This window comes from Sphingomonas kyeonggiensis (assembly GCF_030812785.1).
GTDB classification, from domain to species: domain Bacteria; phylum Pseudomonadota; class Alphaproteobacteria; order Sphingomonadales; family Sphingomonadaceae; genus Sphingomonas; species Sphingomonas kyeonggiensis_B.
The window spans coordinates 1,369,870-1,386,955 of record NZ_JAUSTJ010000002.1 but is presented as its reverse complement, the minus strand read 5'-3'; the positions used below and the strand labels follow the sequence as shown (position 1 = coordinate 1,386,955).

Here is a 17,086-nt window from a genome sequence, read left to right as displayed (position 1 = left end):
CGAGGAAACCAAGTGACCCCTGAAAAAGAACTCCTGTTCCTCGCGCTCGGCGGCTCGGGCGAGATCGGCATGAACGTCAATCTCTATGGCTGCCAGGGCAAGTGGCTGATGGTCGATTGCGGCATCACCTTCGGCACCCCGGAATATCCGGGCATCGACGTGATCCTGCCCGACCTGCAGTTCATCGAGGAGCGGATCGACGACCTGCTCGGCATCGTGCTGACCCACGGCCATGAAGACCATATCGGCGCGCTGCCCTATCTGGCGGGCGAGCTCGACGTGCCGCTCTATGCCACTCCGTTCACCGCCGGCCTGATCCGCGGCAAGCTCGAGGAAGAGGGCCTTGAGGAGAAGGTCGAGCTCAACGTGGTCGATGAGGAGGGGCCGTTCAACCTCGGGCCGTTCCGCATCACCTATACGCCGCTCGCCCATTCGATCCCCGAGGGCAATGCCGTGCTGATCGAGACGCCGTACGGCAGCGTCTTCCACACCGGCGACTGGAAGCTCGACGACGCCCCGGCGCTGGGCGGCGCCTCGACGGCCGAGGAGCTGACCGCGATCGGCGACAAGGGCGTGCTCGCTTTGGTCTGCGACTCGACCAATGTCTTCAACCCCGAGGCCTCGGGATCGGAGGCGGCGGTCCGTGAGGGGCTCGACCAGGTCATCGGCGCCGCCAGGGGGCGTGTGCTGGTCACCACCTTCGCGTCCAACGCCGCGCGGCTGCAGACTTTGGGCGAGGTTGCCCGCGACACCGGGCGCGAGCTGTGCGTCGCCGGGCGCTCGCTCGACCGGATCATCCGCGTCGCCAAGCAGACCGGCTATCTGCGCGACTTCCCCGAGACGGTGGACTTCGAGGCGGCGATGGCGCTGCCGGCGAACAAGGTGCTGATCGTCGCCACCGGCGGCCAGGGCGAGCCGCGCGCCGCGCTCAACCGCATCGCCGAAGGCAGCCACGTCCTCAAGGTGCATGAGGGCGACACGGTGGTGTTCTCCTCGCGCCAGATCCCGGGCAACGAGATCGCGATCGGGCGGATCATGAACACGCTGGCGAGCAAGGGCGTCGAGTTGATCACCGACCGCCAGGCCTTCATCCATGTCTCCGGCCATCCGGGCCGCCCCGAGCTGGCCGAGATGTACAAGTGGATCCGGCCCGAGATCGTCGTGCCGGTGCACGGCGAGGTCCGCCACATGTACGAGCAGGCCCGCTTCGCACTGGAGCAGGGCGTGCCGAGGGCGATCCGCCAGGTGAATGGCGACATCATCCGTCTCGCGCCCGACGGCCCGTCCAAGATCGGCGAGGCGCCGGTGGGGCGGCTCGTGCTCGACGGTGACATCATCTTGCCGGCCGACGGCACGACGATCACCGAGCGGCGGCGCGTGGCGCTCTACGGCCAGATCAGTGCGGCGGTGGTGATCCGCAATGGCAAGCTCGCCGGCGAGCCGCAGATCCGCCTGCAGGGCATTCCCGTCGAGGAGGACCGCGAGGACTTCATCGCCGAGGCGTCCGACGCCGCGCGCGAAGCCGTGAAGAAGGACGGCAAGGGCGATATCGAGCGGCTGCGCGAGTCGATCCGCCTGGCGGTGCGCCGGGCCGCAGTGCGCTACACGGGCAAGAAGCCCGTGGTGGACGTGCTGATCATCGAGCAATAGCCGTCGAGCCAACATCGTCATCCCGACTTTCGTAGGGATGACGGGAGTTTCACCGGGATGACGGAAGGCTGGCGTGCGGCTCGAACCCGCTCTATCACCGCGTCATGCCCTGGAAGTCCGCGCTCGCCATCTATTTCCTGTTCTGGGCCTTCTCGGTGTTCCTCGTCCTGCCGTTCGGCGTGCGGACGAGCGAGGAGGCGGGCGTGGCGCTGGTGCCGGGCCAGGCGCCGAGCGCGCCGCACGAATTCAACGCCGGGCGGATCGCCAGGCGCACCACGATCGTGGCGACGATCCTGTTCGCGCTCTTCTACCTCAACTACGTCAATGGCTGGGTGACCAGCGACATGCTCGACTGGTGGTCGCAGGTGCAGCCGGGGAACGCTGCGTAGCGCTTCCTACGTGGGGGTTCTGCGCCGACTCGGCAAAGTACACGAAGTACATGCCAAAGCCGGGTTTTCGCGGCGCCAGGATTGCGAACATCGTGCACAGGGCGGTTCGTGGCATCGATGCCGCGCAATATCGTTGCGCCGGTGGAGTCCTATTTTTCCTACGGGTCAAAGAGCGGCCGGACAGGTGCCGGGCCGCGACAGGGAAACAGGGGGAATCCTATTTTGCAAGGTGTCGGCGCCCAAGCCGTCCGTTCCCCTCCTTGGAAGGGAGGGGAGCTTGATGGCCTACTCGGCCTCACCGTGGGTGATCCGGTCGATCCAATATTCGTCGAGGTTCATCAGCGCATCGGCGAACGCCGTCGGAAGCTCGGGGCCGCGCCCGGTCCCGCGGGCTACTTCGATCGCGGTGGGCAGCAGCAGGAAGCTGTAGCCCAGCGGACCCACCAAGGCTCGGCCTCCGGGGCCTCCTGCGGCTCCGGCGCTGCCGCCAGCGCGCGCAGCAGCGCGGGGATGTCGCTGGCTGCGCCATAGGCATGCCGGAGGCTTCCCCAGCCGGGATCGTCGAGCGCCAGCACGGGAACCTAGGTCCGCAGGCGTTCGATTGCCTGGGCGAGGGCGACGTAGAGCTTGCCCATGTCCGAGGAGAGCAGGGTCACGCCCATCGGCGAGCCGTCGCGCAATGCCAGGATCTGCCGCAGCATCGCCTCGAAATCGTGGATGTAGCGGTTCACATTGTCGCGGAAATCGTCGTCGTTCTCGTAGAGACGGTGGATTTCGCGCGTGTCCGAGGGATCGAGCAGGCGCACCGCGCGGCGCGTGAAGACGCCGCGGTCGCCCTTGAGATAGGCGGCCCAGGCGCTGTCGGTCACGTCCGCCGAAAAGGCCTTGGTGATGTCGATCGAGGCCGAGTTGAGCGCTTCGATCAGCAGCGAGACCTTGCGGGCGAAATTGTCGCTGTCCGACTCCTCGCGCTCCTTGCGGCCTTCCGCGATCCGGGCCTCGACCTGGGCGGTGGTGTCGGCGAGCGAGACCATCTGCTGGGTGAGCCGCTCGGAGGCGCGAGTCGCGGCGTTGACTGCGGCCTCGGTCGTCTCGGCGAGATCGGTGAGCTGGCGGCGGATCGAGGCATCGACTGCGCGGCGCAGCGCGTCGCCGGCGGCTTCCTCGATCGCGCGCTCGGCATGGGGGACGATGCCGGCCAGCGTCTCGCGGGCATGGTTGGCGGCGGCGCTGGAGGTCTCGCGGACGCTGAGCAGCGCCTCGACCAGCTGCGGGGCGGCGCTCTCGGCGAAGCGGCGGGTGGTGGCGATGGTCTCGTCGACGATCGCGCCGAGCTGCTGGGCCTGCTCGCCGCCGGTCGCCAACGTCTCGAGCAGCGAGGCCTGGGTCTTGGCGAGCGTGTCGCGCTGCTGGCCGACCACGTCGGCGATCGCCTCGATCGCGTCGTGGGTGCTCTCGGCGGCAGTGACCAAAGCGAGCAGCTCGGGCTTGGAGGCGGCGACGACCTGGCGGCTCGCATTGATCCGCGCGTCGAGCCGGGCCAGCGCCTCCGGCAGCGTCTCGTCGATCTCGCGGGCCGAGGCGTCGAGCGCCGTCAGCAGCTCCTCGGAGGTGCCGATCACCTTCTGCGCCGTCTCGTCGCCGACGGTGAGGGCGATCGTCATCGCCTCGACCGAGCCGTGCAGCGCGCTCATCGAGGCGGCGAGGTTGCGGGTGCGCTCGGTGCCGGCGACATGGAGGTCGTCCATCGCGCGGTCGAGCCGGTCGACGCCGGTCGCCAACCCTTCGAACAGCGCGTCGCCGCGGCCCTGCTCCTCGGCGATGCGGCTGCCGATGCGGCCGATCGCTTCCTCGATCGCGGCCATGCGCGTGCCCATCGCCTCGATGCTGTCGCGCCCGGCGCGGTCGAGCGCGGCCTGGTTGGCGGAAAGCATGGCGAGGATCGCCTCGCCCTGGGTGGTGATGCCCTTGCGCGCCTCGTCCACGGCATGGGCGGCGCGATCGAGCACGGCATCGACTTCGGTCGACATCTCGCCGGTGACCCGTTCAAGCCGGGCGCTGGCGGTCTCGCTGGTGGCCTCCATCCGGGCGATATGCGCGGCGAGCCGGTCGGCGGCGCCGCCGGCGATCTGGTCGGCTTCGCGCCCACGCTCGGAAAGCGCGGAAAGCTGGGTGTCGAGCGCGGCGGCGCGCTCGCTGGCGAGAAGCCCGGCGGCGTCAACCCGGTCGGACAGGCCGCGCATCTCCTCATGCGCCTTGGGCAGCGAAGAGAGGACGACCGAGACGCGATGCTCGGCATCGGCGGTGGCTTCGCTGAAATGGCGGGTGCTGGCGTCGATCGAGCGGGCGTGCTGGGCGGCGCTGTTCGAGGCGCTTTCGAGCCGCTCCGAGGCGCGCTCACCCATCGCGATCAGGATGTTGGTCTGCTCGGCGAGCGAGGCGCGATTCTCCTCGATCTTGCGCGAGAGGGTGGCGACGACGCGCTCCAGGCTCGCCGCCTCGGCGCGCATCGCCCGGGCGGTGGCGCCGAAACGCTGCGCCTCGGCGCGGCTCGTGCGGAGTGCGAGGAGGTAGAGGATGCCGATCAGGGCGGGCGGGACGCAGAGCGCGGCGATCAGCTCGACCAGCCGGATCGGCTCGATCGCGGCACCGAAGCTGGCGCGCAGCAGCCAGCCCATCGCACCGAACCAGCCCAGCACGGCGAGGATGGCGAGGGCAGGGAGGATCCAGCCGGCGCTGCGGCGCGGCGCTTCCTCCGCTTCCTCGGCATCGTCATAGGCCAGCGGCTCCACCGCCACGGGGGCGCTGGTTTCGGACAGGGCCAGCTCTTCCGCGTCTTCGTTCGCGGCCAGCGGCTCGGCAGGTTTTCCCCCAATCATGGGATGCATTTACCACATTTCGCCGTGGCTCCAACATTTGCGCGACTTACGGATGGAAACGCGGCGTTAACGGTGGGCGCGTTAGGCTATGCGAATGGCGTACGATCCGGGTGCAATCGATGCGACGCTGGCGGCGGCGGTGGGTGACGAACCCGCGCTGATCGCCGAGCTGCGCGAGGCGTTTCTTGAAAGCGTGCAACGCTGCATCGAGACGATGAAGTCCGCCGACAATCCCGATGGCTGGGCCGCCGCGGCGCTGCGCCTCAAGGGCCTTTCCGCCAGCTTTGGCGCGGTCCGGCTGATGGCGCTGGCCAATGAAGCCGCCAATGGACAGGCGCATGACGGTGCGATACTCCGTCGTCTCCATCGGGCAGTCGACCGGCTCTAAAGAAACCGGCGCATGCGGAGTCCCGATCCAACAAGGGATCGAACACGCATGCGCACGCGCCTTGGCCTGACCGGCCTTTTCCTGTTTTCCGTCCTGACCGCTTCGGGCGCGCATGCGCAGGAGGCGGGCAAGCCCGTGCCCGCGCAGGACGGCAGCATCGTCGTCACGGGGCAGGGGCCCAAGCCGATCAAGCGTGCCCAGCGCTATATCCGCCAGGTGCTGGACGTCGATGATGGCCAGCTGGCGCGCTTCATCGAGCCGGTCTGTCCCGAGGTGATCGGCCTGCCCGATCGGTTCAAGGCGCCGATCGAGAACCGTTTCCGCATCGTCGCCGGGGCCGCCTCGGTTCGCCTCGCGCCGGACCCGTGCAAGTCGAACCTGATGATCGTCTTCGCCGACAATGCCGATGCGCTGATCGCGACGATGCGCAAGCGGCGCAATCCGGTGTTCGCCAATCTGGACGACGGGGCGCTGGCCGATGCGTTCAAGGCGGGGCCGATTCATGCCTGGCGCCTGGTCGTGACGCGCGACGAGGCGGGCAATGTGACCAATTCGAGCACCGACATGGATCCGGACAACATGCCGGTGATGGAAGGCGATACCCAGGCGATCACGATCAATGCGGTGGTGGTGATGGATCGCAAGGTGGCGCTGGGCAAATCGGTGCGTCAGCTTGCCGATTATGTGGTGATGCGCACCCTGGTGGGGGCGCGGCCGCCGGCGAAGGGATCGATCGCGGCGCCTTCGATCCTGTCACTGTTCGATCCCGCCGTGACGCCGGTGCCGGGCGAGATCACCGACATGGACATCGGGCTGCTCGCCGGGCTCTACAAGCTGCGCAATCCCTATGAGCAGGGAGGGGACCAGGCCTGGCGGATCTCGCGGGGCATGGTTTCGGGGAAGCAGCGGTAGGGACGGAAATCCTCCACCAGAGGGGGAGGATTGAATAGGGTGTTCAGCGCTTGCGGCTGAGCTCGCGCATCGCTTCGTCGAGGCCGGCCAAAGTGAGCGGGTACATGCGGTCGCCCAGCAGCTCGCGCAGGATCTTCACCGACTGGGTATAGCCCCATTGCTCGCGCGGGATCGGGTTGAGCCAGACGGCAGCGGGATAGGTGTTGAGGGCACGCTGCATCCAGACGGCGCCGGCTTCCTCGTTGAAATGCTCGACCGAGCCGCCGGGATGGGTGATCTCGTATGCGCTCATCGAGGCGTCGCCGACGAAGACCAGCTTATAGTCGTGGCCGTATTTGTGGAGGATGTCCCAGGTCGGCGTGCGCTCCTGGAAGCGGCGGCGATTGTCCTTCCATACGCCTTCGTACAGGCAGTTGTGGAAATAGAAGAATTCGAGGTTCTTGAACTCGCTGGTCGCGGCGGAGAACAGCTCCTCGCAGAGCTTGATGAACGGGTCCATCGATCCGCCGACATCGAGGAAGAGCAGCAGCTTCACGGCGTTGTGCCGCTCGGGGCGCATATGGACGTCTAGCCAGCCCTGCTTGGCGGTACCCTCGATCGTCGCGTCGATGTCGAGCTCGTCGGCGGCGCCTTCGCGGGCGAAGCGGCGCAGGCGGCGGAGCGCGACCTTGATGTTGCGGGTGCCGAGCTCGCGGGTGGAATCGAGGTTGCGGAACTCGCGCTGGTCCCAGACCTTGAGCGCGCGCTTGTGCTTGCTCTCGCCGCCGATGCGGACACCCTCGGGGTTATAGCCGCTATTGCCGTAGGGAGAGGTGCCGCCGGTGCCGATCCACTTGCTGCCGCCCTGGTGGCGCGCATGCTGCTCCTCGAGCCGCTTCTTGAGCGTCTCCATGATCTCTTCCCAGGAGCCGAGCGACTGGATCTGGGCCATTTCCTCAGGCGTCAGATATTTCTCGGCGATGGCGCGCAGCCATTCCTCGGGAATCTCGGCGGGAGCGACGCCGTAGCTGGTGGTGATGCCGCGAAACACCTTGGCGAAGACCTGGTCGAACCGGTCGAGCAGGCCCTCGTCCTTCACATAGGTGGCGCGGGCGAGATAGTAGAAGGCCTCGGGTGTCTGCTCGATCACGCCGCGGTCGAGCGCCTCGAGCAGGATGAGATGCTCCTTGAGGCTGGCGGGAATGCCCGCGGCGCGCAGCTCGTCGAGGAAGGAGAGGAACATGGCCTTCTTCTAGGGCTGGAGCGCATACAGCGTCCAGTGGCTGCCGGACAGGCCGTGGGACTGGGCGCGGGCGATCGGGCGGTAGAGGCGCCCGCAGCGCCGCGAGGCGGCGGGGAAGGCCTCGCCATCGGGCCGGTCGAGGAACAGGAAAGGCGCGGGGCCGCAGGGCTTCTCGACGATGACGAGCGGGTAGCCCTGCTCGGCCGAGGCGACCTGGAGGATCGCCTTGCCGGTGGGGCGGTCGAGGATCACCCGGGTGCCGGCGGGGGCGCGCGCCGCCATCGCCCGGATCGCGCCGCCGGGATCGCCGCGCCGGGCATGGATGATCCGGGCATCCTCGACCAGGCTGCCGATCAGGATCGCGGCCAGTCCGGCACCGGCCAGCCAGCGCCGCCAGCCCGGCAGGGGCAGCGCGATCGCGATCATCTCGCCGAGCATCAGCAGCAGCGCGAGGCAGGCGACGAGATAATAGCGCGGGAAGCCGGTATTGCCGGCGTGGAGCAGCGCCAGAGCAAGCGGGAAGGCGAGGATGGCGAGCCGGCTGAACGCGGTGCGCCGCACGCCCATGCCCGGGGCAAGCAGGACCAGCGTCGGCACCAGCGCGAGCCACCAGGGGGTGATCACCGGCCAGCCGAGCGTGCTGCCGAAGCCGAGGACGAGTGCGTGGAGGAAGGGCAGCCAGGCAAAGGGATCATAGCGGCCGAACTGGAAGCCGGTGCGGCTCGCCGCCGCCGCGCCCAGCACGATCGCGACGACCAGCACCAGCGCCAGGATCGAGGGCCAGAGCAGGGCGAGGCTCTGCTTGAGCGCCTTCGCGAAACCCTCACGCTGCCACAGCGCGAAACCGATCCAGCCGGCCAGTGCGCAGAAGCCGAAGACGATGGTGAGCTGCGACAGCGCGCCGAGGAAGAAGCAGAGCGCCAGCGCGGTCGCCGGGCTGCGCTCGGCCTCGCCGGCGAGCCAGCGATCGGTCAGCAGGATCGCGACGAGGAAGGCCAGGGCCATCGGCGCATAGCCGCGCGCCTCCGATCCCAAGGTCACCAGCATCGGCGAGACGGCGAACAGCGCGGCGGTCACCAGGCCAAACAGCGCGCTGCGCCGCCAGCCGATCAGCCCGGCCACATAAATGGTGGCGGTGCCGGCTAGGATCGCCGGGGCGCGGGCGAGCAGCGGATCGGCGCCCAGCCCGACCAGCTGGAGCCAGAGCGAGTTGAGATGGTGGTTGTTGTCGTGGTTGATCTGGACGAACACGCCGATCGGCGTGCCGGCCTCGTGCGCGAGGACCGCGGACCAGGCCTCGTCGAGCCATAGCGCGCCCCTGGCGGCGGCGACGCGCAGGGCCAGGCCGAGCAGGATGATGGCGGCAAACAGCCATTGGGCGCGGCGCCGTGCGATATCTTCCCCCATGCGGCCTTCATGCGGCAGCGCAGGATCGGCGGCAAGCTCAGCGGGTGACGTAGGCGTCGATCAGCGAGCCGACATAATCGGGCTGACGCGCGGTCAGCTCGGCCGAGGGGCGGGCCTTGCGCACGGTGCCGGGGGCGTTGCGGTCCGGCGTGCCGTAGATGAAGCCGTGCGCGGGGTAGATCGAGCTGCCTAGGCCGTTCCGGTCGCGGTACCAGACCTTGACCAGGCTCCAGTCGCCGCGCTCGGACACGTCGAACAGAGTGACGTCCTGCTCGGCATGGCCGCGCTGGCCATCCACGCGCGACCAGTTGGCATGGGTGATCATCAGCACGCGCTTCTCGACGATGCGGCTGACCACCGCGACATGGCCAAGCGGCAGGCGGGCGCTCTTGGAGAAGGCAAGGACGGCGCCGACCTTCGGCGTCTGGCCGCGCTGGTAGCGGTCCCTGGCCTGGTCCCACCAAGTCCAGGCATCGCCATAGATCTGGATGCCAGAGGCAGCCCTCGCGAAGGGCACGCACTCGCCGACATATTCGAGAAGGGATTGTGCACCGGCAGGCGCCGCGGCGGACAACGCGGCGGCAAGCAGCACGGAGAACGCAACACGCTTACGCATACTCGGGACCCATATGAGGTCCCCCCCAAGCAGACGGTATCCGGGGGTGGTTTAAAAGGGGTTAACTGCGATTCCCCACGTCATCCCGGCGAAAGCCGGGATCTCAGGCGAAGGCGCGGGGAAGGAGCCGCACGAGATCCCGGCTTTCGCCGGGATGACGATCTGTTTGTCAGGCTTTCACCACCGGCGCCGGGGGCTGGCGGGAGAAGGTCTCCAGCGCCGGATCGATATGCGCCCAGGCGGGGGCGTCGTCGGTCCAGATCGCGACCTGCGGCGCCAGGCCGTGCGGCGCATCGAGGAAGCCGAGGCGCATGGTGCGGAATTGCGGGCGGGCCGAGCTCTGCGCCATCACCGGCGTGCCGCACAGGCCGCAGAAGCTCTGGGTCAGCGTGTTGCCGCTGTCGGCGACATAGCTGGTGGTGGTCAGCGTGCCGCTCAGCTCGAGGTCGTCGGTGGCGAAGATCGCGTTGGTGGTCGGCGAGCCGGCGGCCAGGCGCTGGCACTGGCGGCACCAGCACTGGCGGACCGCGACGGGCTCGCCGGCAATCGTGGCGGTGACCCCGCCGCAGGCGCAGCTGCCGGTATAGGACATCAGGCCTTGCCCTGCTGGCGGCGGGCCATGAAGGCGAGGCGTTCGAACAACATCACGTCCTGCTCGTTCTTGAGCAGCGCGCCGTGGAGCGGCGGGATCGCCTTGGTCGGGTCCTTGTTCTGCAGCACCTCGAGCGGCATTTCCTCGTGGAGGAGCAGTTTGAGCCAGTCGAGCAGCTCGGAGGTCGACGGCTTCTTCTTGAGCCCGGGGACCTCGCGGATCTCGTAGAAGATGTCCATCGCCCTGGAGACCAGGATCTTCTGGATGCCGGGGAAATGGACGTCGACGATCGCCTGCATCGTCTCGCGGTCCGGGAACTTGATGTAATGGAAGAAGCAGCGGCGCAGGAAGGCGTCGGGCAGTTCCTTCTCGTTGTTCGAGGTGATCACCACGATCGGGCGCTCGGCGGCGCGGACGGTCTCGTGGGTCTCGTAGACATGGAATTCCATCCGATCGAGCTCCTGGAGGAGATCGTTGGGGAATTCGATATCGGCCTTGTCGATCTCGTCGATCAGCAGGACGGGGAGCTGCGGTGCGGTGAACGCCTCCCACAGCTTGCCCTTGCGGATATAGTTGGAGATCTCGTGGACGCGCGGATCGCCGAGCTGGCCGTCGCGGAGACGGGCGACCGCGTCATATTCGTACAGGCCCTGCTGCGCCTTGGTGGTCGACTTGACGTTCCACTCGATCAGCGGCGCACCGACGGCCTTGGCGATCTCATAGGCCAGCACGGTCTTGCCGGTGCCGGGCTCGCCCTTGACGAGCAGGGGGCGCCGCAGAGTGACGGCGGCATTGACCGCGACCTTCAGGTCCTCGGTCGCGACATAGCTTTGGGTGCCTTCGAAACGCATGACGTATTCGTAAAGGGCGGCGGGGCGGGGAGGCAACCACTATGTTCCCCCTTCCGCTTGCGGGAGGGGTTAGGGGAGGGGGTGTAAATCTCTAAATGGGTGCTCGCGGCCAGTTCAGGCCCTCCCCCGGCCCCTCCCGCAAGCGGAAGGGGAGTAGAAGGAGGCTACTGCTTGTCGCGGGCCGAGGCGCGGGCTTCCAGCAGGTCCCAGAGGCCGCGGTGCTGGGCGAAGAGCTGCTGCGCGCCGAACAGCATGGCGCGCTCAAGCATGCCCTCGCGGACCAAAGTGTCGACCACCGTCACCGTCTCCTCGGCGAGCGGCAGCTGCGAGGGCGGGGGCGCCAGGCCCAGCCGTTCGGCGGCGGCGTCGAGCGTCTCGCGGATCACTGCCCAGTCCATCGCCAGCGCGATCGCCGCGCCGGTGGCGCAGCCTGCGCGGTCCGACTGGGCGAGCATGTCGATGGCATGGCGCTGCGCGGCGGTGGCCGCTTCGCTCTCGGCATGGCCGGGCGTGCTGGGCAGCGGGCCGGCGGCCGCGACGATGCGGACCAGATAGGCACGCTCGATCACGAAGGCGTCGGCTGCAGCCTCCAGCCAGTCGCGCTCGATGCCGAGCCGGGCGTGGCCCAGCGCATGATCGATCACGCCGGGATGGCGGCCGTGGAGCAGGCAGATATGGTGGACCGCGTCCGACAGGTCGCGCAGCGGCTCCTCGTTGCGGGCGAGGCGCTGGAGATAGGGATGATTGGCGCTGCCATCGGAGGCGATGAGCGCCCCCATCGAGCCCCAGGCACCGCCCAATCGCGCAACTTGTACGGAATCAAACGGCATAAGCCCCTACGTCCTCCTGCGGCCCCATGCCGGCGGGCAGGTTCTGCAACCCGGGGATATACCGAAGCACGTAAAGACGCGGTGAATGCGGAATTTACTGTGGATAAACCACGTGTTCCCGCGCCGTTCCGGGGAGAAAACGAAAACGCCCCGGAAACAAGTTCCGAGGCGTTCCGATAGTATCCGCGAAGATTTCCGAAGTTACTGGTCGAGGAACGACCGCATCTTCCGGCTGCGCGAGGGATGCTTGAGCTTGCGCAGCGCCTTCGCCTCGATCTGGCGGATGCGCTCGCGGGTGACCGAGAACTGCTGGCCGACTTCCTCGAGCGTGTGATCGGTGTTCATGCCGATGCCGAAGCGCATGCGCAGCACGCGCTCCTCGCGCGGGGTGAGCGAGGCAAGGACGCGGGTGACCGTTTCCTTGAGGTTCGCCTGGATCGCGGCGTCCACCGGGATGACGGCGTTCTTGTCCTCGATGAAGTCGCCCAGGTGCGAATCCTCCTCGTCGCCGATCGGCGTTTCGAGGGAGATCGGCTCCTTGGCGATCTTCATCACCTTGCGCACCTTCTCGAGCGGCATGCTCAGGCGCTCGGCCATTTCCTCCGGCGTGGGCTCGCGGCCCTGCTCGTGGAGGAACTGACGGCTGGTGCGGACCAGCTTGTTGATCGTCTCGATCATGTGGACCGGGATACGGATCGTGCGCGCCTGATCGGCGATCGAGCGGGTGATCGCCTGGCGGATCCACCAGGTGGCGTAGGTCGAGAACTTGTAGCCGCGGCGATATTCGAACTTATCGACCGCCTTCATCAGGCCGATATTGCCCTCCTGGATGAGATCCAGGAACTGCAGGCCGCGATTGGTGTATTTCTTGGCGATCGAGATCACGAGGCGGAGATTGGCCTCGACCATCTCCTTCTTCGCGATGCGCGCCTCGCGCTCGCCCTTCTGCACCATGTTGACGATGCGGCGGAACTCGGCCAGCGCCATGCCCGTCGACTGCGAGATCTCGGAGATCTCGATGCGGATGCGATCGACAGCGGCGGCCTCGTTCGCGGCAAACGCCGCCCACTTCTTGTCGAGGCCCTGGACCGACTGCAGCCACTGCTCGTCAAGCTCGTGATCGACATAGCGATCGAGGAAGTCCTTGCGGCTGACCTTGTGGCGCTCGGCAAGGCGCAGCATCTGGCCACCCAGCGCGGTGAGGCGCCGGTTGAAGCTGTAGAGCTGGTCGACGAGATATTCGATCTTCTGCTGGTGGAACTGGACCGATTCGACCTCGGCCGTCAGCTCCTCGCGCAGCTTCTGATACTTCTTCTCCTCCGAAGCGACGAGCTCGCCGCCAGCAGCCATCGCATCGAGGCGCTGGAGCTGCATCTTGGAGAATTTCTTGTAGATCGACGTGATGTTGGCGAACTTCTCGAGCGCCTGCGGCTTGAGCGTCTCCTCCATCTGGGCGAGGCTGAGGGTGTTGTCCTCCTCCTCGTCGTCCGACGGCCGCGGGGTGCGGCGCTCGGTCATCGAGTCCTCGTCCTCGTCGTCCTGGACTTCCTCGACTTCCTCTTCCTCCTTGTAGGAGGCGCCGGCGGTCTTCTCGCTGATCTCGCCGTTATCGTCTTCCTCGGCGCCTTCGACCTGCTCGGCCGACGGACCCTTGGAGAGCATGGCGTCGAGATCAAGGATCTCGCGCAGCTGCATCGTGCCTTCGTTGAGGGCATTCGACCAGCCGATGATCGCGTTGAAGGTGATCGGCGATTCGCACAGGCCGAGGATCATCGTGTCACGGCCGGCCTCGATGCGCTTCGCGATCGCGATCTCGCCTTCGCGGCTGAGCAGCTCAACGGCGCCCATCTCGCGCAGGTACATGCGCACCGGATCGTCGGTACGATCGACGGTTTCCTTCTTCTTGGTCTCGAAGGCAGGCGCCGAATCGTCGCCGCTGTCGCTCGACTCGGCTTCGTCCTGGCTGTCGTCCTCGGGCTCGGCGTCCTCGCCGGCTTCCTCATTCTCGACCACGTTGACGCCCATGTCGTTGAGCGCCGCCATCACGTCCTCGATCTGCTCCGAGGACATCTGGTCCTGCGGAAGCATCTCGTTGAGCTGGTCGACAGTGATGTAGCCGCGCTTCTTCGCCCGCGCGACGAGCTTCTTGATCGAACCTTCGTTCAGATCGATCAGCGGCGCGTCACCCGCCTCATTGCCCTCGGTGACGTCCGCCATGTTCGCCTTGGCCATTCAAATCCTCGAAACTTGGATGGCGGCAATTATACGCCGCCCTAATCCTCGAAATTCTCGTCGTCCGCAAGCATCAGATTCGCGAGGCGCGTTTCCAGCTCCTGGCGCTGCCTGAGCAGGGCCGTTTGCCGGGCGAACGCCTCGTCGTCGAAACGCTCGAGCATCACAGCCGTTGCCTCTGCCAGCGCCGCGTCCACCGCGGGGCGCGCCACCATCACTGCGATCGCCTCGTTCAGGTCTTCGCGCGCCTTCTTTTCCTCGGCTTCGGGCCGGGTAAAGGAGAAGGGCAGGGTATCGGCCCGGAGCAGCTCGCTCGCCATCTGATCGAAACCGGACTTCGCCAATATGGTGAGTACCTTGGTTCGATCAAGCTGCCGATCCTCCAGCGCGACATCGACCACCGCTTCGAACAATTTGCCGAGCGCGCCGGAGGCGCCGCGAAGACTGCCGAGGACTTCCATGTGGCGGGCGATTTCTGCGGGGTGGCGGATCAGGCCGGAAAGCACGGCCTTGGCGAGGATCGGATCGAGCCCGCCAGCCTGGAGCGAGCGGGTCTGCTGGGTGAGCGGCGGCTCGGGCGGGAGCCAGTTGCCGCGCTTGTCGCGCTTTCCCCGGGCCGGGGCAGGGCCGGCGCTGCGCTGGGGACCGCGCTCGAAATTGCGAGGGCCTCGGCCGAAATGCTGGTCGGCGCGGGCGCGGAACTCGGCGAGATATTCGTGCTTCACGTTCGAGTCGCCGATGCTGTCGGCAAGCGCGGCGAGGCGGCGCTTGAGGCCGGCGCGCTGCTCGGGCGTGTCGAGCGGCTCTGCGGCGATCTCGCTTTCCCACAACCGGTCGACCAGCGGCTGGGCCTTGGCGAGCAGGGCCTCGAAGGCGGCGGGCCCCTGGGCGCGGACGAGGTCGTCCGGGTCGAGCCCGTCGGGCAGGGTGACGAAGGCGAGGCTGCGGCCCGGCTCGAGCATAGGCATGGCGCGATGGGCGGCGCGGATCGCGGCCTTCTGCCCGGCCGAGTCGCCGTCGAAGCAGAGCAGGGGGACGTCGGCGATTCGCCACAGCCGCTCGAGCTGATGCTCGGTCATCGCGGTGCCCAGCGGGGCGACCGCTTCGGCAAAGCCGGCCTGGGCGAGCGCGATCACGTCCATATAGCCCTCGACCGCGATGATCCGGCCGGACTTGCGGGCGGCGGCCTGGGCGCGATCGAGATTGTAGAGGGTGCGGCCCTTGTCGAAGAGCGGGGTCTCGGGGGAGTTGAGATATTTGGGCTCGCCCTCGCCGATGATGCGCCCGCCAAAGGCAATGGCGCGGCCGCGGACGTCGCGGATCGGGATCATCAGCCGGCCGCGGAAGCGGTCGTAGGGGTCCTTCTTCTCCACCGAGATCAGCAGGCCTGCCTCGACCAGCATCGGGTCGCCGTAGCTTTTGAGGGCGTCCTTGAGCTTGCCGCGCGAATCGGGGGAATAGCCCATGCCGAAGGCCCGGGCGGTCTCCTCGGAGATGCCGCGCTTCTTGAGCACGGCACGCGCCTCGGCGCCTTCGATGCCGTTCAGCTTGTCGACGAAGAACTTGGCGGCGTCCTCCATCGCCTCGTGCAGGCCCTTGGCGCGCTCGGCCTTCTCGGCGCTGCGGCGGTCCTGCTCGGGCATCTCCATGCCGGCGGCCTGGACCAGCTCCTTCACCGCATCGATGAAGGGCAGGCCGCGCTGGTCGGTCATCCAGCGGATCGCATCGCCATGCGCACCGCAGCCGAAGCAATGGTAGAAGCCCTTGTCGTCGTTGACGTAGAAGCTTGGTGTCTTCTCGTTGTGGAAGGGGCAGCAGGCGCGGAACTCGCGGCCGGCCTTCTGGAGCTTGGTCGTCTTGGCGATCAGCCCGGACAGCAGGGTGCGGGCGCGGAGTTCGTCGAGGAAGGCGGGGGTGAGGGACACTTGGTTTCCATGCGCTCGCCGGGGTGAGTCAGCAAGCTTTGGGTTGAGGCATTGGTTTCAGGCCCTCCCCCGACCCCTCCCGCAAGCGGAAGGGGAGCGATTGTGGCTGGCGCTATCCCGGCTCGTTCCCCTTCCGCTTGCGGGAGGGGCTAGGGGAGGGGATGGTTGCTAGGACGCGCTCGATTTCCGCCACCACCCCGTCGAGATTGCCCAGCACTTCGTTGTTCCAGAAGCGGATTACCCGGTAGCCTCTGGTCTGTAGATAGCGGGTTCGGACGGCATCCCGCTCGGATTCGGCATGCTGGCCGCCGTCGATCTCGATGACCAGCCTGGGCGTCCGGGCGACGAGGTCGCAGAAATATGGCTTGATCCGGACCTGGCGGTTGAAGCGGACGCCTGCGATCTTGCGGGCGCTCAGGGCCTGCCAGAGTGCGGTTTCCGCGTCGGTTGGATTGTTGCGAAGCTGGCGGGCGCGAGTGGCATCTTCCACGGGTTCTCCTCCCGTGGATTTTCATGCCCTCCCCCGACCCCTCCCGTAAACGGAAGGGGAGCGTTAGCTGCTCCGCTTTGGATCAATCATTCCCCTCCCGCGAGCGGGAAGGGAGGCAAGAAGGAGGGGAAATTCACAAAAGCGCCGCCTTCACCAGTCCGCTGGCCTTGCTCATGTCGAGCGTGGTCGCGTGGCGGGCCTTCAGCTCAGCCATCACGCGGCCCATGTCCTTCATGCCGCTTGCGCCCAGCTCGGCCTTGATCGCCTCGATCGCTGCCATGGTCTCCGCGTCGCTCATCTGAGCGGGCAGGAAGCGCTCGATCACCGCGACCTCGGCCTTCTCGGCGTCGGCGAGTTCCTGGCGGCCGCCCTTTTCGAACATCTCGATCGATTCGCGGCGCTGCTTGACCATCTTCTGCAGCACCTCGATCACCAGCGCGTCGTCGTCCATCTGGACCGACTTGGTGCGCTCCTCGATGTCGCGGTTCTTGATCGCGCTCTGGATCAGGCTGATGGCGCCGCGGGCCTCCTTGTCGCCGGCTTTCATGGCGGTGATCTGGGCGGCCTTGATATCGTCTCGGATCATTTCGTCTCTCGTGAATCGGGAATTGACCCCGCAATAGACCCGCGAACCGGTTGACGCGAGGGGGGTAGGGGTCTAGCGGGCGGCACTTAGCGACATTGCTGCACCTCAAATGGAGAG

The 17,086-nt window shown here is 67.2% G+C and carries 16 protein-coding genes; 4 read left to right on the top strand and 12 right to left on the bottom strand.

All coding sequences use genetic code 11. The annotated features are described in order from the left end of the window. The first annotated feature begins 12 nt into the window (after positions 1 to 12). Both J2W22_RS16200 and J2W22_RS16195 read left to right on the top strand, forming a co-directional pair. A complete protein-coding gene (locus J2W22_RS16200) occupies positions 13 to 1,650 on the top strand; it encodes a ribonuclease J (protein ID WP_307119268.1) in 1,638 nt (545 codons plus the stop codon). Positions 1,651 to 1,754: 104 nt separating this feature from the next. Continuing rightward, the gene (locus tag J2W22_RS16195; RefSeq protein ID WP_307119267.1) at positions 1,755 to 2,039 is read left to right on the top strand and encodes a DUF1467 family protein; all 285 of its coding nucleotides are present in this window, start codon (positions 1,755 to 1,757) and stop codon (positions 2,037 to 2,039) included. A gap of 285 nt (positions 2,040 to 2,324) precedes the next feature. Here the strand turns inward: J2W22_RS16195 and J2W22_RS16190 are convergent, their stop codons facing one another. Both J2W22_RS16190 and J2W22_RS16185 read right to left on the bottom strand, forming a co-directional pair. Next, positions 2,325 to 2,486: a hypothetical protein gene (locus J2W22_RS16190; protein WP_307119266.1), complete on the bottom strand. Its 162-nt coding sequence runs from the start codon at positions 2,484 to 2,486 to the stop codon at positions 2,325 to 2,327. A 134-nt stretch (positions 2,487 to 2,620) separates the two neighbouring features. Then, on the bottom strand, positions 2,621 to 4,918 hold the full coding sequence (locus J2W22_RS16185; protein WP_307119265.1) for a hypothetical protein: 2,298 nt from the start codon (positions 4,916 to 4,918) through the stop codon (positions 2,621 to 2,623). Positions 4,919 to 5,012: 94 nt separating this feature from the next. Here J2W22_RS16185 and J2W22_RS16180 point away from each other — a divergent pair, with 94 nt between their 5' ends. Continuing rightward, positions 5,013 to 5,306: an Hpt domain-containing protein gene (locus tag J2W22_RS16180; protein ID WP_307119264.1), complete on the top strand. Its 294-nt coding sequence runs from the start codon at positions 5,013 to 5,015 to the stop codon at positions 5,304 to 5,306. A gap of 48 nt (positions 5,307 to 5,354) precedes the next feature. Next, positions 5,355 to 6,218: a hypothetical protein gene (locus tag J2W22_RS16175; protein WP_307119263.1), complete on the top strand. Its 864-nt coding sequence runs from the start codon at positions 5,355 to 5,357 to the stop codon at positions 6,216 to 6,218. Between the two features lie 43 nt (positions 6,219 to 6,261). On the opposite strand, the gene J2W22_RS16170 is transcribed toward J2W22_RS16175, so the two are convergent. The 10 genes from J2W22_RS16170 to J2W22_RS16125 form a co-directional block, all read right to left on the bottom strand. Beyond that, a complete protein-coding gene (locus J2W22_RS16170; RefSeq protein ID WP_307119262.1) occupies positions 6,262 to 7,440 on the bottom strand; it encodes a vWA domain-containing protein in 1,179 nt (392 codons plus the stop codon). 9 nt (positions 7,441 to 7,449) lie between these two features. Beyond that, positions 7,450 to 8,847: a hypothetical protein gene (locus J2W22_RS16165; RefSeq protein WP_307119261.1), complete on the bottom strand. Its 1,398-nt coding sequence runs from the start codon at positions 8,845 to 8,847 to the stop codon at positions 7,450 to 7,452. 37 nt (positions 8,848 to 8,884) lie between these two features. Beyond that, positions 8,885 to 9,463 (bottom strand): CHAP domain-containing protein, encoded by a 579-nt coding sequence (locus tag J2W22_RS16160; protein ID WP_307119260.1) that lies wholly within the window; start codon positions 9,461 to 9,463, stop codon positions 8,885 to 8,887. 169 nt (positions 9,464 to 9,632) lie between these two features. Continuing rightward, entirely contained in the window at positions 9,633 to 10,055 is a 423-nt protein-coding gene (locus J2W22_RS16155) for a GFA family protein (protein WP_307119259.1), read from the bottom strand. Next, a complete protein-coding gene (locus J2W22_RS16150) occupies positions 10,055 to 10,906 on the bottom strand; it encodes an AAA family ATPase (RefSeq protein WP_307119258.1) in 852 nt (283 codons plus the stop codon). Before J2W22_RS16150 ends, J2W22_RS16155 begins: the two co-directional genes overlap by 1 nt. 164 nt (positions 10,907 to 11,070) lie before the next feature. Then, positions 11,071 to 11,685 carry a DUF6975 family protein gene (locus J2W22_RS16145; RefSeq protein WP_307119257.1) on the bottom strand — a complete coding sequence of 205 codons (615 nt, stop codon included), beginning with the start codon at positions 11,683 to 11,685 and terminating at the stop codon, positions 11,071 to 11,073. A gap of 252 nt (positions 11,686 to 11,937) precedes the next feature. After that, the gene (rpoD, locus tag J2W22_RS16140; RefSeq protein WP_307119256.1) at positions 11,938 to 13,968 is read right to left on the bottom strand and encodes an RNA polymerase sigma factor RpoD; all 2,031 of its coding nucleotides are present in this window, start codon (positions 13,966 to 13,968) and stop codon (positions 11,938 to 11,940) included. A gap of 41 nt (positions 13,969 to 14,009) precedes the next feature. Further along, positions 14,010 to 15,893 carry a DNA primase gene (gene dnaG / locus J2W22_RS16135; protein ID WP_307119255.1) on the bottom strand — a complete coding sequence of 628 codons (1,884 nt, stop codon included), beginning with the start codon at positions 15,891 to 15,893 and terminating at the stop codon, positions 14,010 to 14,012. Between the two features lie 112 nt (positions 15,894 to 16,005). Next, on the bottom strand, positions 16,006 to 16,383 hold the full coding sequence (locus J2W22_RS16130; protein ID WP_307119254.1) for an endonuclease domain-containing protein: 378 nt from the start codon (positions 16,381 to 16,383) through the stop codon (positions 16,006 to 16,008). Positions 16,384 to 16,516: 133 nt separating this feature from the next. Next, on the bottom strand, positions 16,517 to 16,969 hold the full coding sequence (locus tag J2W22_RS16125) for a GatB/YqeY domain-containing protein (RefSeq protein ID WP_307119253.1): 453 nt from the start codon (positions 16,967 to 16,969) through the stop codon (positions 16,517 to 16,519). Between the last annotated feature and the right edge of the window lie 117 nt (positions 16,970 to 17,086).